Genomic DNA, 24,031 nt, shown 5'->3' on the forward strand with positions numbered 1-24,031 from the left:
CTCTACGGCTCGCTGCATTCGCGCGCCCTTCGGAATGGGTGGATGCTCAGAGAACTCGGGTTGGAATGGGAGAACGTGCCGACCAATTTTCAGGATGGCAGCACGCGTACACCGGAGTTTCTCGCCATCAACCCCAATGGCCGTGTCCCTGCGCTCGAGGACGACGGCCTGCGACTGTGCGAGTCGCTTGCGATCAATCTCTATCTCGCTCGCAAGTATGGCGGACCGCTCGCGCCGCGCACGAGGGAGGAGGAAGCGCTCGCAACCCAATGGAGCTTCTGGGTGATCGCCGAAATCGAGAAGCCCCTGCTGCTGGCTGCGGCCAACCGAGTTCTGTTCGAGCCCGCGAGTGCGCGACGCGAGGCTGAGGTCGATATCGCGCTCGGCAAGCTCGCGCGGCCCTGGGGCGTCCTCGACGCTCATCTACAGAAGCAGGCTTATCTAGTGAATGAGGACTTCACCGTCGCCGACCTGAACGTTGCATCGGTCATGACGCTTCTACCGCTCGCCGGGATCGATATTGAGGCGTGGCCGGCCATGCGACGTTGGTTGCTTGAATGTTTGGAGCGCCCTGCGATCGCAGACTGGAAGGATGTCAGCTTCAGGATCCCTCGTTCGGAAACGCCGCTCGAGATGCTGCGGATGTTCGTTTGACGCGTGATGCTGCACTGGGCCGGTGAAACGCGGTCGTCACAGCGCCGTTCCGATCTGACTTGCGAGCTCTGACTTGCAAGACAGGGCGGGTCTCCGGGATCGGATGCGTGATCCCTGGAGATCAATGCAGATACATAAAAGCGATCGGGGAGCGAAAGATGAGAAGGGACCGGTGAGCAGGACGAGATCGTTGCGCTCAGTGCTGTGGCAACCCTGACTTAGGCCGAATCTCATCGACGATCCTGCGTTCGAATCACAACCGACCAGTTGTTGATTGCGCGTATCGCCTGTGCGACGCCTTGCAGGCGATCGCCTGCTGCAATCGAACAGAGGCGGGAGCAATCCGAAGCGCTACTATCAAAAACGACGATAGCTGATATCGATTGATTTTGTTTGTTTAGGAAGCGTCTGCTCTCCAGGATCGCGATGTTTGCGCCAAGCTCTTGAGAGAGCCCGTTCGGCCAAGGTTCCGAAGAGGATCGCAAGCCGCGGAAAACAAAGGGGGGATACATGGCATTTCGTTGCCACTTGCTTGCGTCTGTCATCATCGTTCAACTGAGCGCCGTTGCCAATGCCGCGGACTTGGCCGTCAAGGCCAATCCGCCGCCGGATCAGCCGTTCTTCTTCGTGGTCGACGATCGCGCGACTGTCTCATGGATGCCGAGCGGGACGACACCCGGCCAGTTCAGTGTCGGCCCCAATGGGACGGTCAACGGCACGACCGCCAAGCAGGTCTATGCGCTCACGCACTTCGACGCGTGGGCCTACGGTACCAACTTCGTCAATATCATGATGCTCAAGTCGGGTCACAATGACCCGGCGTCGCCCTGCATCAACGCGGGCGTCACGGTCAATTTCACAGCAGGAGATTGTGCGGGGGCGACCGAGTTCTACGGACTGTTTCGAAGCACCTTCGGATGGAATCAGATCTTCAACACCAATGCATTCAGCGCCGGGCCGTTGCATAACGTTTCCTTCGAAATCGGCGCGGATGCCGAGACCGCCAACATCTTTCTTGCGCCGGCCAAGCGACAGGTCGTCGCCGGCCTGCAATTTGCGTTTGACCTGCCGTACAAGGGATACTTCAACGTCGCGCCCCTGGTGTCCTGGGAGTTCTCCAACCACAACGCATTCACTCAATGCGGAACCGCTTTCGCAGGCGGGCCGATCGCGGGCGTTAGCTGTAACGCCAGCGGAAACATCAGCTTTCGGCCGACATGGGCAGTCGAGGTGAACTACTACATGGACCTGGGCGTCCTGCCTCTGTCCCTGCAATTCTTCTCGATCAGCGGACGCGCCGGATGGTATGGGGCCAAAGGGGACTCGAATGGCTTGCCCGCTCTCTCAGGCACGGGACGGTTCAGCACCGCGAGCGCGGTCGAGTTCAACAGCGAGCCCATCCGGCTGACGTTCGACGCCAGTAAGGCGGTGATGGGTCCTAAATACTCGCATCTTGTGGACGTCTGGGTTGCCTACCGATATTGGCAGAACAAGTTCGGCCTTGATCACAACGCGGCGCCTGGGGTGTGCACCATCGCCGCGACTGGCCAAAGCACGAATTCCTGCACGGAAAAGACCGTCTATAGTGGTATCACCGTGAAGTTCTAGCTGATTGCCCGTATGCCTGGCCTCGAAGCGGCGGTGCGATGCTCGCGTAGCGCCGCTCAGGACAGGGGGAGGCCGGCAGGTTCCGAAACGGACCATCGTGCCTCCACCTCGGCTGCCGACGCCTGGATCATGTCGCGCAGCCACATGTTGGCGGGATCCTTGTCGAGATGCACAGGCCACTGCAGCCTTTCGGTGATGGTCGGGAGCTCGAAATCAGTCTGCAGAATACGAAGCGGCAGGCGCTGCGCGCGAGACAGGACCAGGCGCAGCGGGAGAATCGCCATATATGGCGTGCCGACGATGAACTCGGGCACCAGGAGGAGGCTCTGTAGCCGGATCGTCTTGGTCCGGCTGATACCCATGGACTGAAAGAACTGATCGACGATCCGGACGTTCAGTCGCTCGTCGAGCGCAACGGAAACGTGGGTGAAGGTCGCAATCGTGTTCAGCGAGACAGCGGCCGACGCCGCCGTATTGCCGGACCAGACAACAGGAACGAACCGCTCCTCCCACAGCATGCTAGTATTGACGGCGGTATCGAAGGGAACATTGGAGCCTATGAAGACATCGAATTGGGCGACCGAGGCACGCTCGCGCGACTCCGGAAGCGGCAGCTGGGAAATTGAAATACCAGGCGCCACCTGGGCGACCCGCCTGATGAGATTGGACAGGAGAAGGCCTGCCACGTAATCCAGTGCGACCACGGAAAAATCGTGCTCTGCGGTTTCCGGCGTGAACTCGGTGCGGGCCAGCGCTATCGTGCGGGCGCGCGCCACGAACTGATCAACCGCTTCCGCAATCTGAGCGGCGAACGGCGTCGCCAGCATCTCACGGCCGGATTGAATCAAGAGGTCGTCATCGAAGTGATTGCGCAATCGCGCCAGCGCGCTGCTGATCGTTGATTGTGTCAGGTTGAGCGTCTCGGCAACCCGGCTGACGTTCCTCATCTTGAGCAGCAGGTCCAGCACCAGCAGTAGGTTCAGGTCCAGTCTATGGCACCGCATGGGCCCTCCGGCGAAGACGCCGCATCGCGCGACATGTCTCGTGGGGTGGCGGCCAGCCGAGGTGCGTGGCCGATCCGCTCAGGACAGCGCAAACAGGCGCTCGGCATTTTGGTATGCAATCAGTTCTCTCTCGCGCTGCGTGAGCGCAGCTCCCTCGAGGAAGCGAACGGCTTCGGCGTCATCCTCGTAAGGAAAATCGGCGGCGAACAGGATGCGTTCAGCGCCGAGCGCGTCGATCGAGAGGCGAAGTGCGGGCATCGAGGTGACACCGGCCGTGGTGATCACGAAGTTGTCCAGGAAATATTCGCTCGGAAGTCGGGGCAGCTGTTCGACGGCGCCGATTTTCACCTGCAGCAGATAGCGGTTGTCGATGCGCTGCAGCCAGAACGGGATGCCTTCGCCCATATGGCCAAGAATGATCTTGAGCTTCGGATAGCGGGCAAAGGTGCCGGACATGATCAGCCGCATGGCGTGCAGTCCGGTCTCCGCCGCAAAGCCCCAGCCGGCGAAATACAGGCCATAGTCGAGAAACGGCTGGACCATTCCGGGTCCAGGTTCCCGCGGGTGCAAGTACATCGGCAGGCCGGTCGCCTCCATCGCCTCGAAGATCGGGGCGTAGCGTGACGCATCGAGATATTCGCCGAACGTGTGGGAATTGACGATCAGGCCGCGCAGGCCGAGCGCCTTGATCCGTTCGATCTCGCGCGCAGCAGCAACCGGATCCTGCGGCGCAATGGCGCCCAGGCCGGCCAGCCTTGTCGGTACAGCGCGCACTGCTTCAGCTAGCGCATCGTTGGCTTCGGCGGCGAGCCGTACCGCGAGATCCGGCGCGAACACCTGGACGCCGGGGGACGTCAAGGAGAGCACCTGCATGTCGATACCGACTTTGTCCATATGGGCGATCCGGCCCTTGCCGATATCGATCAGGCGTCCGTGCAGCAGCGCGTTGCCGGGCGTGTCGGCCAGGATGCTTTCGCCCATCTTGGCAAAGCCGGGCTCGACGTCGGCGCGCGCTAGCACCTTTTTCCATTCCGCGGCGATCTCGGCGGTGACGAAGGCTTCCTCGACCGCAATCTTCTTCATTTCGATCTCCTTGCGGCCGTCGGCCGCTCACTCTTCAGTCCCGAAGTAAAGATGACGCAGCCGCTCGTCCGCACGCAGGACGGCAGGCGGCCCGGATAGGGTAATCCGTCCCTTGTTGATGATATGCGCGACGTCGGCAAGGTCGAGCGCGCGCTCGATATCCTGCTCCACCACGAGCATGGTGAGGCCCTCGCGCTTGAGCTCGGCGAGTGCCGCGTACAGGCGGTCCATCATGACCGGTGCGAGGCCCAGGCTGATCTCGTCGAAGATGACGAGCCGCGGCTTGGCCATTAGCGCGCGACCGATCGCCAAGGTCTGCTGCTGGCCGCCGGACATCGAGGTGCCCGGCGCGTTGCGGCGATCGGCGAGCACCGGAAACAGGGCGTAGACGTGCGCCAGACGCGCCTTGCGCTCTGCTGCATCGGCGCCGCGTGCAGCGACCAGTAGATTTTCCTCAACCGACAGCGAGCCGAAGATGCGCCGCCCCTCCATGCAATGGGCGAGGCCGCGTGTCGCCACCGCATGCGCCGGCAAACGCGTGATGTCCTCGCCGTCAAATCGGATCCGGCCAGCGGTGATCGGCAAGGCGCGGCTGATGACATGGGCGACAGTAGTCTTGCCAGCACCGTTGCTGCCGAGAAGCCCGACGACCTGGCCCTGCATGACCGACAGGCTGAGGTCGTGGAGCACGCGGGCTTGGCCGTAGCCCGCGGACACGCCGTCAAGTGCAAGCAGCGGCTCGGTGCTTGCTATCGACGAAACGACATCGGCGCGCGGCGCAACTGAAGTGGAGGTCCTGGCCGCGGCGCCATGGCTGGTGCCGAGATAGATTGCAGCGACCTCGTCGCTCCCCAACACGTCGGTCGTCGGCCCCCTGGCGAGCACCTTGCCGAAGTTGATGACCATGAGGTCCTCGCAGCACTCCTTCACGATCCGGATCACATGTTCGATGATGATGATCGAGCGTTCCGCGTCCTTCAGCGACTGGATCAGGGCGATCAATTCGCTGACTTCGCTGTCGATGAGACCCGCGCCGACCTCGTCGAGCAGCAACAGTTTGGGCTTGAGCGCAAGGGCGCGGGCGACTTCGAGGCGCTTGCGCCGCAGCAGCGGCAGATCGCGCGCCGTGACGTGTGCAGCATCGCCGAGGCCGCAGCGATCGAGGATCTCGCGCCGTTCAGCGGCGGCGGTGCCCGAGGCGATGAAGGGAGACAGCGAGAATTGCGCGACGGCCAGATTTTCTTCAACGGTCATGTCGAGGAAGGGGCGAGGAATCTGATAGGTCCGGCCAATGCCGCTGCGCGCCCGCTCGGAAGCGGGCAGGCTGGTGATGTCGTGGCCATCGAAATGGATTCGTCCTGCGCTTGCGGAAATGGCGCCGCCGAGCAGCCCTATCAGGGTTGACTTGCCGGCGCCGTTCGGCCCGATGACGCCGAGCACGCGGCCCTTGTCGAGGCGGATATCGAGGCTTTCGACTGCGACAAGGCCGCCATAGCGCTTGCCGAGGCCAACGGCGTCGAGCAGGGGAGGCGCGTCAGCGGCGATCATGAGCTCGCAACCTTGGTGAGGCCGGTGCGCCGAAGCGCGGTTTCCAGCAAGCCGCAAAGTCCGCGCGGGGCACAACGGATCAGGATGATGAGAATGACCCCGGTGATCGCGACATGAAGCTCGGGATAATCGGCGAGCAGCTCGCCGATCGCGACGAAGAAGATCGCGCCGACGATGGCGCCGAAGCGCATACCGAGGCCGCCGATGATCACGATCGCGAGCGGATCGACCGACCATTGCAGGCCGAAGCTGCCATAGGGCTCGATGGCGCCAAGCTTGATCGCCTGGAGGCCGCCCGCGATCGCGATCAATGCGCTGGCGACCATGAGAGCCGCAAGCTTCACCCGGAATGCGCGCACGCCGACTTGGCTTGCGGCGTCCTCGTCGTCGCGCACCGCTCGCAGCAGCACTGAGAACCGCGAGCCCGTGGCCAAGGTCATGACCAGGGAGGTGACGACGAGCAGCAGAGCGGCGTCCCGAAACAGCTCTGCGATTTCGGGCAAGTCGGCGCTGACGAACAGGCCGGAAGCACCGCCGAACCAGGGCACGTTGACGACGAGCAGCCGGAGCGCTTCGGCGAGCGCCAGGGTCCCGACGGTGAAATAGAGCCCGCGCAGCCGAAACAGACCGCGCGACATCACAAGCGCCAGCGCCATAGCCACAAGCGCCGAGGCGGCCAGCGCCAAGCCGATACCGCTATCCGTGTGATTGAGTAGCCCGACCGTGAGATAGGCGCCGAGGCCGAAGAAGGAGGAACTGCCCAGCGAAACCAGCCCGCAATAGCCGGCGAGCAGATTCCACGCTTCCGCCAGCACGATATAGAGCAGCAGCTTGAATCCGATCTCGACGAAATAGGCCGGAAGAAACGAAGGCGCCGCCATCAGCGCCGCGAAGGAGATGCCGGCAACCGCGACGCGGACGAACGGATGATACAGCAACAGGCTGCGTTCGGGGACGGACGTTGTTAGCACGGTCATGCGCGGCTCCCGAGGAAGCCTTGCGGCCTGAGCTGCAGCATCGCCAGGAACAGCACGAGGCCGACGAGGTCGCGATAGCCGTCGCCGAGGGTGAGCCCGCCGACGCTCTGCAGCACCCCGAGCACGATGCCTCCGACCAGCGTCCCCAGCACGTTGCCGAGCCCGCCAAGCACGATCACCGCGAAATCCGTCAGCAGATAGGTGGCGCCGCTGGTCGGCGTGAACGATAGCGCCACACCAATCAGCGTACCGCCGATCCCGGCACAGGCAGTGCCGAGACAGAAGGTCAGGGCATGGACCCGGCTCACATTGATTCCGATTATGGCAGCCGCCAGCGGCTGGTCGGCGCTCGCGCGCAACTCGCTGCCGAACCGGCTGCGCGCAATCAACACGTGCACGGCCATGATCAGCGCGACCGAGATGGCAAAGCCGATTGCATAGATCTGCGGCACGCTGATTGGGCCGAGCGTCAGGGGAACTGTGGCGTAGTCCCGCTCGATGGCGCGGGTATCGGCGCTGAACAGCAGCACGAACAGGTTCTGCAGGATGATCGAGAGACCGAACATGGTCATCATCGCTGCTTCGGATCCCTTGCCTGCGAGCGGCGCCAGCAGGAAGCGATAGGTCGGATACCCGATCAGCGCGAGAATGAGGCCGATCAGCAGGAGTCCAACGAGCGGATCGATGCCGGTTCGTTGCAGCAGAAAGAGACCGGCGTAGGCACCCGCAACGAGGAATTCGCCATGCGCGAGGTTCACCAGACGCATGACGCCCAGGATGATCGAGAGGCCGAGCGCCGTCAGTGCCAGCATGCCGCCGAGCAGCAGGCCAGAGATCAGTGCATTGACGATCACATCGAGACCGGGCATTTGCGTTCGCTCCGCATGAGATCATTGAAGGCGGGCGCGATCGGCGCCGGCCTTCGGTCTGCGGTCAAGGCACGGGGAACAGGATCTTGCCGGTGGCGCGGTCCGCCGGCCAGACGATGCTCGTCTTGCCGCCCTGCCATTGTAGCATCGCCAGCGGCAGCTTGGCGGTATGGCTCTCGTCGAACTTGATGGGCCCGACCACATAGGTCTTGTCGGTCTTGGCTACCGCGGCATTTATCTTTTCGGGATCGAGCGAGCCGGCTGACGCGATCGCGTCGAGCAGGATCTGTGCCGCCGCATAACTGTCGGCGATGTGCTGGCTGAAGGTGAGCTTGGTCTCGCTTTCGAACGCGGTCGCGAGATCCTTGGCACCGGGATAGGGGAAGCTTGGATCCCAGTAGCCGCCGACCAGCACGCCGTCGGCGAGCTTGCCGAGCGCTTCGGCGAACTGCACCGGCTCGGCGCCCTTTTCGATGACGAGGAGCTTCGGCGTATAGCCTGCCGAGGCAATCTGCTTGCGGATCGAGACCGCCTGCGGCGTGATGGCATCGACCAGCACGACCTCGGCGCCCTTTGCTTTCGCCTCCGCAACTAGCGAGGTGAACTGGGTGTTGTCGACTGGGAATGATGCGTTCTGCACGACCTCGTAGCCGGCGGCCTTGGCCATCTGCGGCCACAGCGTGCCGCCGACGACTTGGCCGTCCGGGCCGTTGTCGTGGAAGATCGCGACCTTCTTGTTGGTCTCGAGCTTGAGATCGTCCAGCACCTTGAACGGAATCGCGGCGAGCTCGGGCTCGTGGAAGAACAGATCCCAGGCGTAATTCCATTTGCGAGCCGACTTGAACGCTTCGAGCGGATTGCAGCCGGTGACCAGCGGGATCTTCTTGCGTTCGGCGACCAGCGCCCCGGCATTGACCAATGCTGGCGTGCAGGAGCCGAGCAGGGCTCGCGCCTGATCGCGCGACAGCAGGCTCTCCGTATTGGCCGCTGTGACATTGGGATCGGTCTTGTCGTCACGCAGCACGAGTCGGACCGGCATCTTCCTGCCGTCGATGGTGATGCCGCCGGCCTTGTTGACCTCGTCGACCGCCCGGCTGTAGCCCCATTTCTGGAAGCTGCCGAAACCAGCGAGCGGTCCGCTCAGCGGGATCGACGCGCCGATGACGATCTCGTCTGCTGCTTTGGCCGATGTTGATGTCCAGGCTGCTGCGATCGTGAGCAGCGCGACGGGAAGAAGTCGCTTCAGGACGGGAAGCGGCGCTGATAACGCCGCCTGCGACGTGCGAGTTGCCATGTTTTCCTCCATGATGGGTGAGGCCGTTTCGCCTCGTTTTATTGACGGTCGCTCCGTCGGGTCGGAGCGTTCCGCAGATGCGTCAGAACGCGTTGTCGCCGGTATAGCGCCGGTACAGCACCGGCAGGATCTCGGCGAGATAGCCCATCTCCTCGGTGGCGTGCTGATGCAGGCGACGGGTAAAATCGTCATTGAGCTGACGCTTGCGCCCTTCGACCGCGATGTGCTCAGGCACCGGCTCGCGTGTCTTCTTGTCGGCGAGAATGCCGAGCCAGAACCGCGAGCGCATCTCGCAGCCATAATCGGTGTCGCGCACGAAGTGGCACATCCGGCCGACATGGACGGGCGCGCCCTGATCGCCGATCCGCGCGCACACCGCGACCGCGCCGGAGGCGTCATAGCGTGTAGCGTCGAAGATCTCGTGCGGATGATGGAAGTCGATGGTCAGGTCATAGACGGGGCCTGTGGGACCAGCAAGATATTCGCTGACCACGTGGGACGCGCCGATGTAATTCCCGTCGACGCGGTTGAGCCAGGCGCTCGCGACATGATCGCGCGGATGCCAGAGCTTGTATTGTTCGATGCCGCCGAGCCATCCGAACCACCAATGGACCATCTTGGCGCGGCAGCCCGGCATGCGGGTCAAGGCCGCGACCAGCTTCTTGCCGCCGGCGAGGTCCTTGTACCCCGACTCGAACGGAAGATAGCCGGGATCAAGCAGCTGATTGCAGTCCTCGAATTCCACCATTTCCTCCTGATGTAGTTATCGTCGATCTTGCTTATTGTCTTCGTCTCAAGCGCAAGATGCCGCTGCTACGCGGCGTGAGATGGTCGCCCCGAAAGGTTGAGAACCTCCCGCGCGCCGGGTGCGGTTGCAACGCTCCCGTTTGCCTCGCGAACGAGACGTGCAGCACGGGCAACAAACTCAGCATTGTTCTTGGCAAGGCGGCCCTTGGCGTAGAGGACGTTGTCCTCCATGCCGACCCTGATATGGCCCCCTAGCGAAAGGGTCGCGAACAAGATTGGCAGATGGCCAGCGCCGATGCCGAAAGCCGACCATTGCGCGTGAGGCGGCAAGAGGCTCTTGAGGAACACAAGGTTTTCGACCGTAGCGGCTATGCCTCCGGCTGCGCCAAGTACGAACTGAAAATAGCCGGGCCCGCGCAATACGTTTTTCTTCATGTAGTGGATGGCGTTGTAGAGCATGCCCGGATCGAATACCTCGATCTCCGGCCTGACGCCGTTCTCGTTCATAACACCAGCAAGCCTCTCAAGGAATGCCGGATGATTGATGAACAGCGTCGAATGCATCCAATTCATAGAGCCTGCATCGAAGGAAGCGAGCTCGGGTTTCAGTTCGATCAAATGCGCCATGCGGGTCTCATCGGTCGCATTCAGGTCGCCGGACGTGGTGAGGTTCAGCACAATGTCGCAGCGTTGGCGGATGCGTCCGACGGTCTCGATAAATCGGCCTTTGTCCATCGTGCCCTTGCCGGCATCGTCGCGCATATGCAGATGCGCGATTGCTGCGCCTGCCTGCCAGCATTCATAGACGTCCTCGGCGATTTCGCGCGGCGTCAGCGGAACCGCGGGATTGTGCTCCTTGGTGGGCCAGGCGCCGGTTGGTGCGACGGTGATGATGGTATCGGCCATGGCTGTCGTTCCTCTTCTTACGGCGGCCCGCGTCTTTGCGCGTCCTGCAATCGTCAGGGATAGGTGCGTGATGCCTTCAGTTGCGTGATCAGCCGGCCGAGAAATGCGCGGCGCACCGATGAGGTCGATGTCGGGTCGTATTGATAGAAACCCTCGCCGCTCTTCACGCCGAGCTTGCCGTCGGCCACCTTGCGGCGGAGCAGGGCGCTTGCCTGTTTTGAAGCATCCATGACGGCGAGCAGATTGTCGCCGACCGTCAGCCAGATATCGAGGCCGCCGAAATCGGAGACTTCGAGCTGGCCGGTCGTGGCATAGCGAAACGCCGGACCGAATTTCAGCGCGGTGTCGATGTCGACGGCATCGGCGACGCCCTGCTCGATCAACGAGAATACCTCGCGTGCGATCGCCTGCTGAATGCGATTGGCGATCAGGCCAGGGACGTCCTTCGCCACCTTGGCGACGCGCTTGCCGATCTGCCGATGCAGGGTTACGACCTCTTCGAGCAGATCGGAAGGCATGTTGCCGAACGCGGAGATCTCGACGAGCGGCATCAGCAGCGGCGGATTGTACCAATGCGTCACCAGGGTGCGGACCTGTCGCGCCTCCGGCAAGGCCGCGACCATCGGAGCAAGCGGCAGGCTCGACGTGTTGGTGGCGAAGATGGCATCAGCTGGCGCCAGACCGTCGATCTCTGCCAACAGCGCCTGCTTCAGCTCCATCTTCTCGGGCGCGGCCTCCACGATAAAGTCGCGGTCTTGCACCGCCGGCGCCAGTGCTTCGAATAGAGCGATACGATCGAAGGCGGTCACAGCCGTGTCCGCGTCGACGAAGTTCTCATCCACCAGAAGTCGAAATCCGTCTGCGACCTCGGACCTGATGGTTGCGCGCTGTGCGGCCGAAGGTTCGACCAGATTCACCGAAAAACCGTGCAGCGCAAAGCAGGCCGCGATCCCGCGCCCCATCGTGCCGCCACCGATGACGCCAATCCGCTGCAACATTCCTTTCTCCAGATGTTAGGAGCTAGGCGGCGGGATCATCCCGCCGTATAGCCGCCGTCGGCGTCGAGGATGTGGCCGGTGTAGAAATCCGACGCCTTCGAGACCAGGAAGAGCAGGGGGCCTGCGAGATCCTGCGGCTCGCCCAGTCGTCCCTTGGGGACGCGGGCGAGGAAACCCTTGCGGACCTCGCGCGCCCGCTCGGTGTCCTCGAACATCCAGGCCGTCAGCGGCGAGCGGAAGACCGTCGGCGCGATCGCATTGACGGTGATTCCGGTATCGCCCCATTCGCAGCCCAGCGCACGGGTGATGCCGTCGATCGCCGATTTCGAGGCGCAATAGGCCGAATAGCCGGCAGGATGGCCGAGCTTGCCGCGCGCCGACGACATCAGCACGATCTTGCCGCCACGGCCTTGCGCCAGCATCTGCTTGCCGACGGCCTTGGCCATCAGCCAGGACTGCGTCACATTGGCGTCCATTACGTCGAGAAAACGCTCCGGCGCCATGTCGACGATCTTCGACACGTCGTTCTTGCCGGAGGCGACGACGAGGATATCGACGCCGTCGAACGCCGCGACGGTCTTTGCAACGATATCGTCGCAGGTCTTCTCATCGCTCGGGCGCGCCTGGATGCTCAGCATCTCGGCGCCGAGCGCCTTGGCGTCCGCGGCCGTTTTCTCCAGCGCCTCGAGATTGCCGGCGACGGCTGCGACCTTGGCGCCGGCACCGGCCAGCACCTGCACAGCCAGTGCGCCAAACGCACCTGAGGCGCCGGTTACGATCGCGACTTTGCCGCTAATGTCGAACAGAGACAGGGGATTTTTCAGGAAGTTTGCCCTCTCGCTCATGGTGTGACACCCGGCGGATAGGGGATGACGACCAGCATCGTGCAGACATCATTGCGACGATTGACGATCTCGCGAATCTCGTTCGGCGCGATGGTGCAGCTGTCGTAAGGCCCGAGCACGGTCTCCTTCCCGTCGACCATGACCGTCATCTCGCCGGCAAGGACGACATAGACCTTCTCGAACGGCGTCGAGTCCGGACCGGCGCCGCCGCCTGGCAGGAATTGCGAGAGGCCGACCCATTGGTTGGTCGGGCCGCCCGGCTCAAAGCCCTGCAGCCGCAAGCCAACCACGCCGCGGTGGTTGGGCGCGTCATAGGGCTTGGCTTCATGGAAGCGTTTCACACGCATCAGAACGCCTCGCCCTTCTCGATGCGGTAAGCTTGGTTCGGATCGGTGATGGCAACCAAGCGGATGATGCAGCCGTCGCCACGATCCCAATTCCAGGGGAAGAACGCGAATGTGCAGCGCTTGCCGGTGACCTCGTCGAGATCGCCGCCGACATTCTCGATGCCAAGGATGCCATGCTTGAACAGCTTGTTGTGCACTGGCTCCCATTCCGGGAAGTCCTCGGTCCAGTCGCGACCGCCCGACCAGGCACGATATTCCTCCCTCAGATGCGGCAGCAGCGGGCCATTGCGATGCTGGCCGATTGCGGTGGCGAGCGGGTGATCATTGGCCTGGGTGTCGTGACCAACGACCTTCACCTGCTTGTCGACCATCCAATCTGCCGCTGACGGGACCAGCCCCGGGCAATAGGCGAAATAATCGCCGTCCTCATAGACCTTGTGCCAACCGGTATTGATGATCAGAACGTCGTGGGGGCGGATGGCATGGCCACAGGCCTTTTCCAGATCATCTGCGGTGATGGATTCCCATTTCTTCTTCGGCAGCGAGACGACGAGGCCCGAGCCGAAGAAATGCGGCAGCGGCACTTCGTCGATGAAAGGCGTGCCCTGCACCACATGGGCCGGCGCATCGATATGTGTCGTTGAATGCATCGAGGTCGTGATGCGCTGCGACAGCACACCAGACTTTGCCATGTAGTGGATGCGCTCGATCTTGACGTCTTCGAAATAGGGCCAGTTCGGGCACTGGAAGCCCCAGCGATGGGAGAGGTTGGTGAACCTCAGGCCCATGGCGTTGTCAGTATTGCTCTGAAAATCGATGCCCCGAATCTTGATGGACATGCGCATCCTTCCCTTCTGAAACCGTTTTTCCTGGAGGCAAGTGATCCCGCTTGCCCCACGTTGCGATACACATGTACCATATAATGGAAAACGTCAATCGAAATTCGGAATGGACAACAGTTCACGCGAGGCGGCTACGTCCGTCGGTCAGGTGCATCGGTGTGATCCGCATACCCGACGTCGTCGGGCATCGGCCGCTGCGCTAAAGTGTTAGCGAAGAGATTCCAATCTCATGATCGATCAATGGAGGACAGGAGACTGATGTCGAAAGCCGCAGCGCGGGCGTTGAAAACGAGAGCCTCCGCGCCGCCACCGTCTGACGACCGTGGTGGCAATGGCATTCAAGTGCTGGCGCGAGCTGGCAGCATTCTGCGCACGCTTGAGAGCCATCCGAACGGCTTGAGCCTTGGCCAGATCGCGAAGTCGGTGGGGCTCGCCCGTTCGACCGTGCAACGAATCGTGGCGGCGCTGATGGCCGAGGACTTCGTCACGTCGAGCGGGCCTGGACAGGTCAGGATCGGCATGGGTCTGTTGCGGATCGCGGCTTCCATTGGTGCGAATTCCAGCGAGATGATCCGTCCGCACCTTCTCGCCTTGGGCGAGGAGGTCGGCGAAACCGTCGACCTGTCAGTTCTGGCGGGCGGCTCGGTGGTGTTTGTCGACCAGGTGCCGGGGCGGCGTCGACTAACGGCGTTGTCGGCCGTCGGCGAACGCTTCCCGCTGCATTGCACTGCCAACGGCAAGGCGGTGCTGTCCTGCTTTTCGCCTGAAGAAAGCGAGGAACTGATCGAGAAGAGCCTTGCCGAACATCCCGACTTTCCGCTGGCGAACCGCAGGCGCCTGATCGATGAACTCAACGACATCCGCCGCACCCATCTCGCTTATGATCTCGAAGAGCACGGTGCCGGCATCAGCGCGATCGGCACGGCCGTCATCGATCATTTTGGCCGACCCGTCGCCGTATCGATTCCGGTGCCGACCCAGCGCTTTCTCGAAAACCGCGACGCCTTTGCCGAAAAGCTGCTCGGCTTCCGGCGGAGGGTGGAAGGCATTCTGTCGCGCTGAGCGGTCGGAGCTGGCCCTTGCAGACGCAACCGTGATACGATACAGCTGAACCGAATAACAATACAGCGACAGAAGGTGTCCGATCGAGACACCCGCGCTGCAGCACTGGGGCGAACAAGCTCCGGGCGCAGGAGGCCAGGAGGGAAACGCCATGATCACACGTCGTTCGGCTCTGCTTGGAGCCATCTCGGGGGCTGCGATTGGGATGGTCGGCTCACGGTCCGCAAGGGCAGAGCCCATCGGGCTGAAGGTCTCGCATTATCTGCCGCCCAACCACACCTTCCACCGCGAGCTGACAAAATGGGGTGAGAGCCTTGCCGAGCAGTCGCAAGGGCAGCTCGCGCTCAATATCTTCCCGGCGTCGCAGCTGGGGCCGGTCAACCGCCAATTCGATCTGGTGCGCAACGGCGTCGTGGACATCGCGGTCGGTCTCCATGGCGCTACCCCCGGCCGTTTCCCAATGGCGGATCTGGTGGCGCTGCCCTATTCGGCGCCGAAGGCGGGCAACAATAGCGCCGTGACGTCACGCAGGCTCACGGAATTGGCGCCGACCTATCTCTATCCAGAACATCCGGGTATGAAGGTGTTATGGATGGCGGTGACCAATCCGCTCATGGTCCACACCAGCAAGCGTCCTGTCGCCAAGCTTGAAGATTTCAAGGGCTTGCGGGTGCGCTATGCAGGCGAACAGTTCGCGCAGATCATTCCGCTGCTCGGTGCAACGCCGCTCGCGGTGCCGCCGGCGGAGACAGCAGACAGCCTCTCCAAGGGCATCATCGATGCCGCCACATTTCCATATGAAGCGTGCCAGAGCTTCGATCTGGGCACCGTGATCAAATATTCGCTGGAGCCGGGCGTCAGCACAGCGACCTTCGCGGTGGCCATGAATCCAAATAAGTTCAAGTCGCTGCCGGCCGATCTGCAACAGCTGATCGACAAGACCACGGGGCCTGCAATGGCCGAACGTTTCGGCGCCGCGTTCGACGCCAGCGAGAAAGCGGGCCGTGCCTACATGACCGGCAAGGGCGTGCAGATTTCGCAGCTCGCCGATGCTGAGCTGTCCCGCGTGAAGGAGATTCTTGCGCCGCTGCGCGACAAGGCCCTTGGCGAGCTCGAAGGGGCAGGCAAACCGGGCAAGGCGTTTCTCGACGCCTACACGGCCTGAAGCGGAAGCCACCTGACACCTGCCGGAAGCTCGGCAGTGTCCTGCGACAGGATATCAGCATGGCCGCCGCGCCTCTCGAAACCTTCACCGCACGTCTGAAGACAACTCAGCTCCGGCTTGCGATGATCGCACTGGTCATCATGATGCTCAGCACATGCGTCGACGTGACCTTGCGTTTCCTCTTCAACCGCCCGATCCGCGGGGCCTATGACATCGTCGAGGCCTGCCTCGTCGTCTTTGTCTTTCACGGCATGTCGGCAAGTTTCTTTGCCCGCAAGAACATCGTGATCGACATCATCGATTCCTTGGTGAGCTCGCGGGTCGAGCGCGTGCTGGTGCGCCTCTCAGACATTATCTCGGTTGCGCTCCTCATCCTCGTCACCGCGGCGATGATCGCGCCCGCCCTGCAGGCCTATGATTACGGCGATCGCAAGCTGGAGCTGGGCCTGCAGCTCTGGGTGCTCTGGATTTTTGCGATCGTCGGCCTGATCGGCACGCTGCTGTGTGCGCTCGGACCCTTAGTGAGACCAGTGCCGACCTCGCGCAGGATATCTCATGCCGAAGGCGGGGAGGGGGCATGAGCGTCCAGTGGATCGGTGCGATCGGCGTTCTCGCGCTGTTTGCGCTGCTGTTCTTTCGCATTCCGGTCTGGGCGGCGTTGATCATCGTCGGCCTGACCGGCAACACCATCATAAATGGCTGGGCCGCGGCTTTCACCACTCTGGGCACGACGCCGTTCGACGTCGCGAATTCCTACCCGTTGTCGGTGATTCCGCTGTTCATCCTGATGGGGGACGTTGCTTCGAGCACGCGGCTGTCGGCCGATCTGTTCAACGCCGCGCGCCTGCTGTTGTCGGGCGTGCGCGGTGGCCTCGCGGTCGCGGCGATCGGGGCGTCCGCCTGTTTCGGCGCGGTCTGCGGTTCATCAATCGCGACCGCGGCCACCATGTCGCGTATTGCGCTGCCGGAGATGCGCAAGGCGGACTATGATGATGGTCTTGCCGCGGGCGCGATTGCGGCGGGAGGATCGATCGGCATTCTGGTCCCGCCATCGATCATCCTGGTGATCTACGGCGCCATCGCCGAGCAGTCGGTGCCAAAGCTGTTCGCAGCCGCGCTGTTTCCGGCGATCATCCTCACCGTGTCCTATGTCGCGCTGGCGCTGCTTGCGGCGAAGCTGAACCCGAAGCTGGCTCCGCTTGGCAAGCCCGTCAGTTGGCGCGAGCGTCTCGGCGCGCTGCGTCAGCCCTGGCAATTCGTGCTGCTGTTCACGCTGACCATCGGCGGCATCTATGGCGGCATTTTCAGTCCGACCGAAGCCGCAGCGCTTGGTGCATTCGGCGCGATCGTGCTCGGAGTGATCGGCCGCAGGCTGTCGGCGGCCCAGCTGTTTCAGGCGGTCGAGGGCGCGGTTTCGACCTCGGCCTTGCTTTTCGCCATCATCATCGGTGCGACCTATTTCGCAAATTTCGTCGTCCAGACGCAATTGCCGCAGCTGCTTGCCACGGCCGCGCAGTCGCTGCACCTGCCTGGCCTTGCGGTGATGGGCATCATCATCGTCGCCTATGTCGTGATCGGCTGCTTCCTCGAAGGCATCGGCATGGTCCTGATCACGGTCCCGGTGTTCCTGCCGTTGGTCACGCAGTATGGCTACGATCCGGTATGGTTCTCGATCATCGTGGTGATCGTGGTCGAGCTCGGCCTGATCCATCCGCCGGTTGGCATGAACCTGTTCGTCATCCAGGCGCAGGTGCCTGACATCAGCCTCGGCGCCATCTATCGCGGCATCCTGCCGTTCCTGATCGCGCCCTTCGTGCTGCTCGCTCTGCTCCTGATCTTTCCTGAACTCGCACTCTGGCTGCCGAGGATCCTGTATGGCTGATCGTCCTCTCGAGATCGTCGTTATCACGCACGACGTGCCGCGTCTGGCGGCCGGTCTCGCCGAGGCCTGTCCGGAGGTCATCATCCATGCCGGCGAGTCCGCGTCGGAGGTGCTGGCGCACGCAGCCTCGGCACAGGTTCTCATGGGACTCGCGCAGTCGATTACGCCCGGTCTGGTCACGGCGACCCCGCAGCTGCAATGGATTCAGGCCTTCACCACCGGGGTCGATCCCTTGCTGGCGCTTGGCTTGCCTCGCCACATCCTCGTCACTTCGGCGCGCGGCATTCACGGGCCGCAGATGTCGGAGATGGCGTTCATGCACATGCTGGCGCTGGGACGGGGATTGCCACGGATGGTCGACAACCAGCATCGCTCGGCATGGGAGCGCTGGCCACAGCGGCTTCTGCTCGGAAAAACCGCAGTATTGGTCGGTATCGGGACGATCAGCGAGGAGCTCGCGCTGCGCTGTCAGGCATTCGGCATGCGCGTGATCGGCATCAGCGACGCGCGCAACGAGGCGGCTGGATTTGACGCGATCCGTCCCCGTGGCGAGCTGGTGCGCACAGCGCGAGAGGCGGATTTCCTGATCGTACTTGCAGCTTCTACGCCGGAGACGCGGCACCTGATCGACGGAGCGGTGTTCGACGCGCTGCCATCCCACGGCTTCCTGATCAATCTGGCGCGCGGGCCGGTCGTGGACGAAGCCGCGCTGATCGAAAGGCTGCAGCGGCGGACATTCGCGGGGGCAGGGCTCGACGTCTTCAACGTTGAACCGCTACCTGCCAGCAGCGCCCTCTGGCAGTTGGACAACGTGCTGATCACGCCGCATCTCGGCGGCATGAGCGACTGCTATGACGAGCAGCTGCTGCCGCTTGTCGTCGAGAACGTAAGGGCATTCGTGACCGGGGATCATGCGCGGATGCGCAACCGGATCATATTGGGTCAAGCTGGAGCTGCCGCATGAGCATGCAAGAACGAATCCCGGTCCGCATCAGCGATTCTGAACTCGCTCGGCGCTGGGCCGCGATGCGGGTAGCGATGAAGCGGCACGACATCGATGTCGTCATTGTGCAGGCCACCAATGATTGGCTCGGTGGAAATGTCAAATGGCTCACCGACATTCCCGCCAATAACGGCTATCCTCGGACGGTCTTGTTCTATGCTGACGACCTGATGACCGTGATCGAAATGGGGGTCTTTGATGGCCGACGTTCGCTCAAGGGCGAGGACCCTGTCCACCGCGGTGTCGGCACCATCCTGACGACGCCATCGTTTCCTTCGATCGACTACACGGTGCGCTATGATGCTGATTTGACCGTGAGGGATTTGCTGGCGCGGAATGTGCGGCGGGTCGGGCTCGCCAATGCCAGCGGATTTCTCGCGGGGTTCAGCGATACTCTGCGCGACGGACTTGCTAATATTGAGATCACCGACGTCACCGCGGATCTCGACGCGCTGAAGGCGATCAAGAGCGAGGAGGAGCAGAGCCTGATCCGGCGCACCGCGGCGCTGCAGGATGAGGTGTTCGCGCATGTCTGCCGCGTGATCCGTCCTGGCCTGCGCGACATCGATGTCACCTCGGCTGCGCAGATGAAGGCCCAGCAGCTCGGCAGCGAGCAGGGCATCTTCCTGGGTGCGTCAGCCAAGATCGGCATCCGCTCGCCCTTCATGGGCCGGCACTTCCAGGGCCGCACCCTGGCCGAGGGCGATCATCTGTCGCTGCTGATCGAGGTCAACGGCCCCGGCGGCTTCTTTTGCGAGATTGCGCGCACCTTAGCGCTGGGCAAGGCGAGTGCGCAATTGCGTGACGGCTTTGCGGCCGTGAAGGCGGCACAGGAGCATACGCTGTCGCTGCTCAAGCCGGGAATGTCGGCGCAGTCTATTGCGGCGGCTCACGATGCGTACATGACCTCACGCGGCCTGCCGCCGGAGGTGAGGCTCTATGCGCACAGCCAGGGCTATGACATGGTGGAGCGCCCGCTGATCCGGCGCGACGAGACGATGGCAGTCGCTTCAGGAATGAACCTCGCCGTGCATCCGGGATATGAGACCGAAGCGATCTTTGCGGTGATCTGCGATAACTACATCATCGGTCCCGAAGGACCGGGGTCATGCCTGCACCGGACCGAGAAGAGGATATTCGAGCTATAAGGGTTCGCATTGCCTACCGCTTGGGCGGCTTAGGTCGTCAAAGCTCAAAGGTTCCGCTGTCTTTGTTTGATGCCGACGCTGCACTTGAACCCAGACAGCTCTTCGTCGCAATCAACGGTGCGCCAGCGAACGGCTCAAGGATTCTGTGTGCCTGTTGCCCTAGAAGGCTTGAGGACCCGCGGCTCTGTTTGGGTGACTCTCTAGAATGACCTTGTAAAACAACGGAGCAATCTTTCCCCAAACGATGTTCTAGTCCGTTGATTTTGTTGGGGTTGCCCGCTTCCCTAGGGAGTGCCAGCCTGGGTGTCGTTCAAACGCAGGGCTGTTTTCTGACTTATGGCTCTCGGATGCTTAAGGGCGTGCTTGCGACGTTGCATATGGCTTCAACGAGCAGACGCACCGCTCGTCCTTCCCAACCTATTTGATCGATTGGGGCTTCCCAGTACTCCGACAGAACGTAGGCCAAGTGACGGGCCTTCACACTCAAGCCCGTCATCGTATAGGCGGGAGTCCCCATGATGGCTCGTTCAACGGGATCAAGGCGGGCCAGGAGGGCTTCATCCCGCGCCGTCAGGTACTCGTCGGACTGCATGAGGTTTTCACCGTCACGATTGAGTTCAGCTATCAACGCCAAGAACTGGTTTTCGAAGGCGACCAAAGGAGCGTCTAGGTCTCCGGTAGCTTCCTCGGGGCTGGTGCGTTCGGCGTGATCACGCATTTTTTCAGCTCGGTACACGGAAACCGATAATGTTAAACGGTTAGCGTTTAAATTCGCGGATGTCAACGCTTTTCGTGGCTGTTAAACGAAAATCGTGTCCCCATGAAATGGCGGTTGAATGACTCCCGATCAATCTCGGGCGGCTCGTGGTTTGCTCGACTGGTCTCAGGCTGAATTGGCTGCTCGGTCCAATTTGAGCGAGAGTACAATTCGTGATTTCGAAAAAGGCCGCCGTATTCCGTCAATCAACAATCTGGCGGCTGTCAGGCGCGCTCTTGAGGCCGCGGGCGTACAATTCATCGACGGCGATCATCCTGGAGTTCGCTTAGTGCGATGACAGACTGCTTCACGCGTTGGCACTCACTTACAGTTCAGGACGATTGCCGCGCCACCACGGGCTGCTTCTGGAGCCGAGCCTGAATTAAGACGGTTGACGACTTCGGCTGCTTCGTTCTGAATCGTGCTCTAGCCTGTTGAAGTTCAGAACCGGTGAATTCTGGCATACGTCAACGTCATGCCAAGCCAATTCCCATATCTACGATGCTCGTTGAGACTTCTTGACGAACCGTCGTGGGTCAGCCTTTTCAGCTGTCGATTGAGGCAAGATCGGTGCGCGGTCCGTCCGTTCGTGCATTGAGGCTATCCATTTTAGGCCCCTCGCAAACGGTTCCAGCTGCTGGAATTCGCTTGATGCTGGCCCCTTAATGCTCGGACTAGGTATCCTCTCCAACGAAAACGTCGCCTGATCGACACGATCTGGGCGGAGGGACGGAGCCGATTTCATGCCAGCAGTCACGCCCGTTCGCGTTGCTGTGCTCGACGATTTTCAGAACGTCGCGCGGTCGCTCGCCGACTGGAGCTCACTCGAACCCCGTGCCACGACGACGTTTTTCAATGACAACGTCACGGGGGACGCGCTCCTGGCGCGATTGCTGCCGTTCGACGTGATCATGCTCATCCGCGAGCGCACGAAATTGCCGGCGTCGCTGATCGGCGGTCTGCCAAACCTTAAGCTCGTGGTCACCGCGGGGATGCGCAATCTGGGCATCGATGTGGCCGCGTGCACGGCGCGCGGGATCCCGGTCTGCGGCACCGATACCGGGAGCAGCTCGACCGCCGAGCTGGCCTTCGGGATGCTTTTGGCGCTGTCGCGAAATATTGTGGTGGAGGACCGCGCGCTGCGCGAGGGACGCTGGCAGACGCGCATGGGCGTTGCCGTGAGGGGCTTAACACTCGGCATCCTCGGGCTCGGCCGGCTCGGCGCTCAGATGGCCGGTTACGGCAGGGCATTTGGCATGGACGTCATCGCCTGGAGCCAGAACTTGACCCCGCAGGATGCGGCAATGGCGGGCGCCGACTTTGTCGAAAAGGACGAGCTATTTTGGCGCTCGGACTTCATCAGTCTGCATGTCGTGTTGAGCGAGCGGACTCGCAACATCGTGGGCGCTGCGGAATTGGGGCAGATGAAGCCGTCGGCTTGTCTGATCAATACTTCGCGGGCCGGCCTTGTCGACGAGGTCGCCCTGATTGCCGCGCTGAGGGACGGGCGGATTGCCGGCGCAGCGCTTGATGTGTTCGACGTCGAGCCGTTGCCGCGGGATGCGCCGATCCTGTCGGCGCCCAACACTTTGCTGACGCCGCATCTCGGCTATGCCGCGCGCGACAGCTACAAGACCTATTTCAGCCAAGCCGTGGAGGACATCGCCGCCTGGCTCGACGGCAAGCCGATCCGGGTCCTGACCGCATGATCTCTGGACCCGCGCTATCCTCGAGCCTGATACGTCTCCGCGGGCGACACCGCCGGCGGCGCTATCCGTTCCGGCTCGTGGCTTGAACCCTTGTCCGGCCGGCGCCGCGCCAGCAGCCCCGACACGATCTGCCAAGCGAAGATCATGGCGACGATCCCGAGAATGGCCCCGCTGATCGGATGCTCGACGAACGTCATGAAGCTGCCGTGGCTGAGCAGCATCGCGCGCCGGAAATTTTCTTCCAGGATCGGTCCAAGGATGAAACCAAGCATCAACGGCGCAGGATCCAGGCTGAGCCGGAAGAAGATGTAGCCAAGCACGCCGAAGAGGGCCGTGGTGTAGATGTCGTCCAGGCTGTTGTTCACGCTGTAGGTGCCGACGCAGCAGAAGAACAGGATGGAAGGGAACAGCGCGCTGTAGGGAATCTTGAAGACCGTCAGCCAGTATCTGACCAGCGGAACGTTCAGGACGACTAGGAAGAGATTTCCGATCCACATGCTCGCGACCAGCCCCCAGAACAGATCCGGATGGTCCGCAATCATCGTGGGCCCTGGCTTGATGCCGTTGATGATGAAGGCCGCCATCATCAGCGCCATCACGGCATTCTCCGGAATACCGATGCTCATCAGCGGAATGAAGCTTGTTCGCGCGGCTGCTTCGTCTGCCGCCGCCTGGCCCGCAACGCCCTCGATCGCGCCCTGACCAATCTCGTCGCGGTACTTGCTGAATTTCTTGTCGATGGCGTAGGCCGCGAATTGAGCGATGACGGGACCGCCGCCCGGCAGAAGTCCGAGGAGCGATCCGGCGGCGCTGCCGCGGAGCGCGCTTGGAATGATGCGCTTGAACTCGGTCCAGTTGGGTATCAGCTTGATCTCACCGCGAAACGGCGACGTCTGCCGGTCCTTGTCCAGGTTCTTGGTGATCTCGGCAATGCCGAAGCAGCCGAGCGACAGGCTGACAAGCGCGATCCCGTCGTACAGCGACGGGAGGCCCATCGTGAATCGGAGCGTTCCGGTATTAACGTCGGTGCCGACGAGGCCGAGGAGGACGCCAACGAGGCACATCGACAGGCCGTCGAGCACGCTCCCGGTCGTCACGAGGCTAACGCAGAGGAAGCCGAGCAGCACGAGCGCGCAGTATTCGGTCGGGCCGAACATCAGGGCGACCTGGCTCAAGGGCGGCGCGAGCGATGCCAGAACGATCGTCGCGATCGTGCCGCCGATAAAGCTCGAAATGCCCGCCGTGAACAGCGCGAGGCCGGTCTTGCCCTTGAGCGTCATCTCATAGCCGTCGATGCAGGCGATGATGCTGGACGCGTGCGGCATCCTCATCGTAATGGCGCTGACATTGTCGCCGTACTGGGCGCCGTAATAGATCCCGGCCAGCATAATCAGCGCGCCGTCTGTCGGCAATGAGTAGGTGAGAGGCAGCAGAAGACTGATCGTCGCCAGCGGCCCCAGCCCCGGGAGCAGGCCCACCAGCGTGCCAATGGTGCAGCCCGCGGCGCAGAACAGCAGGTTGTTGAGCGTCAGGGCGTGACTGAAGCCGAACGAGAGGTTGGACAGGATATCCATGGTGACGAC

At 62.2% G+C, this 24,031-nt stretch carries 24 protein-coding genes; 10 read left to right on the forward strand and 14 right to left on the reverse strand.

Features of this window, described 5'->3' with window-relative positions:
- Positions 1–42 precede the first annotated feature (42 nt).
- Positions 43–654: a glutathione S-transferase family protein gene (locus QX041_RS08340; RefSeq protein ID WP_410051860.1), complete on the forward strand. Its 612-nt coding sequence runs from the start codon at positions 43–45 to the stop codon at positions 652–654.
- 510 nt (positions 655–1,164) lie between these two features.
- Positions 1,165–2,262 carry a hypothetical protein gene (locus tag QX041_RS08345; protein ID WP_316164917.1) on the forward strand — a complete coding sequence of 366 codons (1,098 nt, stop codon included), beginning with the start codon at positions 1,165–1,167 and terminating at the stop codon, positions 2,260–2,262.
- A gap of 56 nt (positions 2,263–2,318) precedes the next feature.
- Here QX041_RS08345 and QX041_RS08350 read toward each other — a convergent pair whose 3' ends face one another.
- The 12 genes from QX041_RS08350 to QX041_RS08405 form a co-directional block, all read right to left on the reverse strand.
- Positions 2,319–3,266, reverse strand: coding sequence for a LysR family transcriptional regulator (locus QX041_RS08350; RefSeq protein WP_316164918.1), 948 nt, complete (start codon positions 3,264–3,266; stop codon positions 2,319–2,321).
- A 78-nt stretch (positions 3,267–3,344) separates the two neighbouring features.
- Positions 3,345–4,349 (reverse strand): amidohydrolase family protein, encoded by a 1,005-nt coding sequence (locus QX041_RS08355; protein ID WP_316164919.1) that lies wholly within the window; start codon positions 4,347–4,349, stop codon positions 3,345–3,347.
- 27 nt (positions 4,350–4,376) lie between these two features.
- On the reverse strand, positions 4,377–5,897 hold the full coding sequence (locus QX041_RS08360; protein ID WP_316164920.1) for an ATP-binding cassette domain-containing protein: 1,521 nt from the start codon (positions 5,895–5,897) through the stop codon (positions 4,377–4,379).
- Positions 5,894–6,874: a branched-chain amino acid ABC transporter permease gene (locus tag QX041_RS08365; protein ID WP_316164921.1), complete on the reverse strand. Its 981-nt coding sequence runs from the start codon at positions 6,872–6,874 to the stop codon at positions 5,894–5,896. The genes QX041_RS08360 and QX041_RS08365 overlap by 4 nt, the downstream gene beginning before the upstream one ends.
- Positions 6,871–7,743, reverse strand: coding sequence for a branched-chain amino acid ABC transporter permease (locus tag QX041_RS08370; RefSeq protein WP_316164922.1), 873 nt, complete (start codon positions 7,741–7,743; stop codon positions 6,871–6,873). Before QX041_RS08370 ends, QX041_RS08365 begins: the two co-directional genes overlap by 4 nt.
- 64 nt (positions 7,744–7,807) lie before the next feature.
- Complete coding sequence (locus tag QX041_RS08375) at positions 7,808–9,037, reverse strand: amino acid ABC transporter substrate-binding protein (protein WP_316164923.1); 1,230 nt, start codon at positions 9,035–9,037, stop codon at positions 7,808–7,810.
- 82 nt (positions 9,038–9,119) lie between these two features.
- Positions 9,120–9,782, reverse strand: coding sequence for a DAPG hydrolase family protein (locus tag QX041_RS08380; RefSeq protein WP_316164924.1), 663 nt, complete (start codon positions 9,780–9,782; stop codon positions 9,120–9,122).
- A 68-nt stretch (positions 9,783–9,850) separates the two neighbouring features.
- Positions 9,851–10,690 carry a 3-keto-5-aminohexanoate cleavage protein gene (locus QX041_RS08385; protein ID WP_316164925.1) on the reverse strand — a complete coding sequence of 280 codons (840 nt, stop codon included), beginning with the start codon at positions 10,688–10,690 and terminating at the stop codon, positions 9,851–9,853.
- 53 nt (positions 10,691–10,743) lie between these two features.
- Positions 10,744–11,688: a 3-hydroxyacyl-CoA dehydrogenase family protein gene (locus QX041_RS08390; RefSeq protein ID WP_316164926.1), complete on the reverse strand. Its 945-nt coding sequence runs from the start codon at positions 11,686–11,688 to the stop codon at positions 10,744–10,746.
- 35 nt (positions 11,689–11,723) lie between these two features.
- Positions 11,724–12,533, reverse strand: coding sequence for an SDR family NAD(P)-dependent oxidoreductase (locus QX041_RS08395; protein WP_316164928.1), 810 nt, complete (start codon positions 12,531–12,533; stop codon positions 11,724–11,726).
- Positions 12,530–12,880, reverse strand: a complete 351-nt coding sequence (locus QX041_RS08400; RefSeq protein ID WP_315718701.1) for a cupin domain-containing protein — start codon at positions 12,878–12,880, stop codon at positions 12,530–12,532. Before QX041_RS08400 ends, QX041_RS08395 begins: the two co-directional genes overlap by 4 nt.
- Complete coding sequence (locus QX041_RS08405) at positions 12,880–13,719, reverse strand: cyclase family protein (RefSeq protein WP_315718702.1); 840 nt, start codon at positions 13,717–13,719, stop codon at positions 12,880–12,882. The genes QX041_RS08400 and QX041_RS08405 overlap by 1 nt, the downstream gene beginning before the upstream one ends.
- A 261-nt stretch (positions 13,720–13,980) precedes the next feature.
- On the opposite strand from QX041_RS08405, the gene QX041_RS08410 reads away from it, so the two are divergent.
- The 6 genes from QX041_RS08410 (at position 13,981) to QX041_RS08435 (ending at position 19,982) form a co-directional block, all read left to right on the forward strand.
- Positions 13,981–14,784, forward strand: coding sequence for an IclR family transcriptional regulator (locus QX041_RS08410; RefSeq protein WP_316164930.1), 804 nt, complete (start codon positions 13,981–13,983; stop codon positions 14,782–14,784).
- A gap of 205 nt (positions 14,785–14,989) precedes the next feature.
- Entirely contained in the window at positions 14,990–15,949 is a 960-nt protein-coding gene (locus tag QX041_RS08415) for a TRAP transporter substrate-binding protein (RefSeq protein ID WP_316165435.1), read from the forward strand.
- Between the two features lie 59 nt (positions 15,950–16,008).
- A complete protein-coding gene (locus QX041_RS08420; protein WP_316164932.1) occupies positions 16,009–16,530 on the forward strand; it encodes a TRAP transporter small permease in 522 nt (173 codons plus the stop codon).
- Positions 16,527–17,831: a TRAP transporter large permease gene (locus tag QX041_RS08425; protein WP_316164934.1), complete on the forward strand. Its 1,305-nt coding sequence runs from the start codon at positions 16,527–16,529 to the stop codon at positions 17,829–17,831. Before QX041_RS08420 ends, QX041_RS08425 begins: the two co-directional genes overlap by 4 nt.
- Before the next feature lie 34 nt (positions 17,832–17,865).
- Positions 17,866–18,795 carry a D-2-hydroxyacid dehydrogenase gene (locus tag QX041_RS08430; protein WP_316164936.1) on the forward strand — a complete coding sequence of 310 codons (930 nt, stop codon included), beginning with the start codon at positions 17,866–17,868 and terminating at the stop codon, positions 18,793–18,795.
- Positions 18,792–19,982: a M24 family metallopeptidase gene (locus tag QX041_RS08435; RefSeq protein ID WP_316164937.1), complete on the forward strand. Its 1,191-nt coding sequence runs from the start codon at positions 18,792–18,794 to the stop codon at positions 19,980–19,982. The genes QX041_RS08430 and QX041_RS08435 overlap by 4 nt, the downstream gene beginning before the upstream one ends.
- A 334-nt stretch (positions 19,983–20,316) precedes the next feature.
- Here the strand turns inward: QX041_RS08435 and QX041_RS08440 are convergent, their stop codons facing one another.
- Entirely contained in the window at positions 20,317–20,700 is a 384-nt protein-coding gene (locus QX041_RS08440; RefSeq protein ID WP_316164939.1) for a hypothetical protein, read from the reverse strand.
- A gap of 118 nt (positions 20,701–20,818) precedes the next feature.
- Here QX041_RS08440 and QX041_RS08445 point away from each other — a divergent pair, with 118 nt between their 5' ends.
- Together QX041_RS08445 and QX041_RS08450 are read left to right on the forward strand one after the other, a co-directional pair.
- Positions 20,819–21,037, forward strand: coding sequence for a multiprotein-bridging factor 1 family protein (locus QX041_RS08445; RefSeq protein ID WP_042340407.1), 219 nt, complete (start codon positions 20,819–20,821; stop codon positions 21,035–21,037).
- 445 nt (positions 21,038–21,482) lie between these two features.
- Complete coding sequence (locus QX041_RS08450) at positions 21,483–22,448, forward strand: D-2-hydroxyacid dehydrogenase family protein (RefSeq protein ID WP_316164940.1); 966 nt, start codon at positions 21,483–21,485, stop codon at positions 22,446–22,448.
- Positions 22,449–22,462: 14 nt separating this feature from the next.
- On the opposite strand, the gene QX041_RS08455 is transcribed toward QX041_RS08450, so the two are convergent.
- On the reverse strand, positions 22,463–24,022 hold the full coding sequence (locus tag QX041_RS08455) for a tripartite tricarboxylate transporter permease (protein WP_316164941.1): 1,560 nt from the start codon (positions 24,020–24,022) through the stop codon (positions 22,463–22,465).
- Positions 24,023–24,031: the final 9 nt, after the last annotated feature.

The organism is Bradyrhizobium sp. SZCCHNRI2009 (assembly GCF_032485115.1).
Lineage (GTDB): Bacteria > Pseudomonadota > Alphaproteobacteria > Rhizobiales > Xanthobacteraceae > Bradyrhizobium.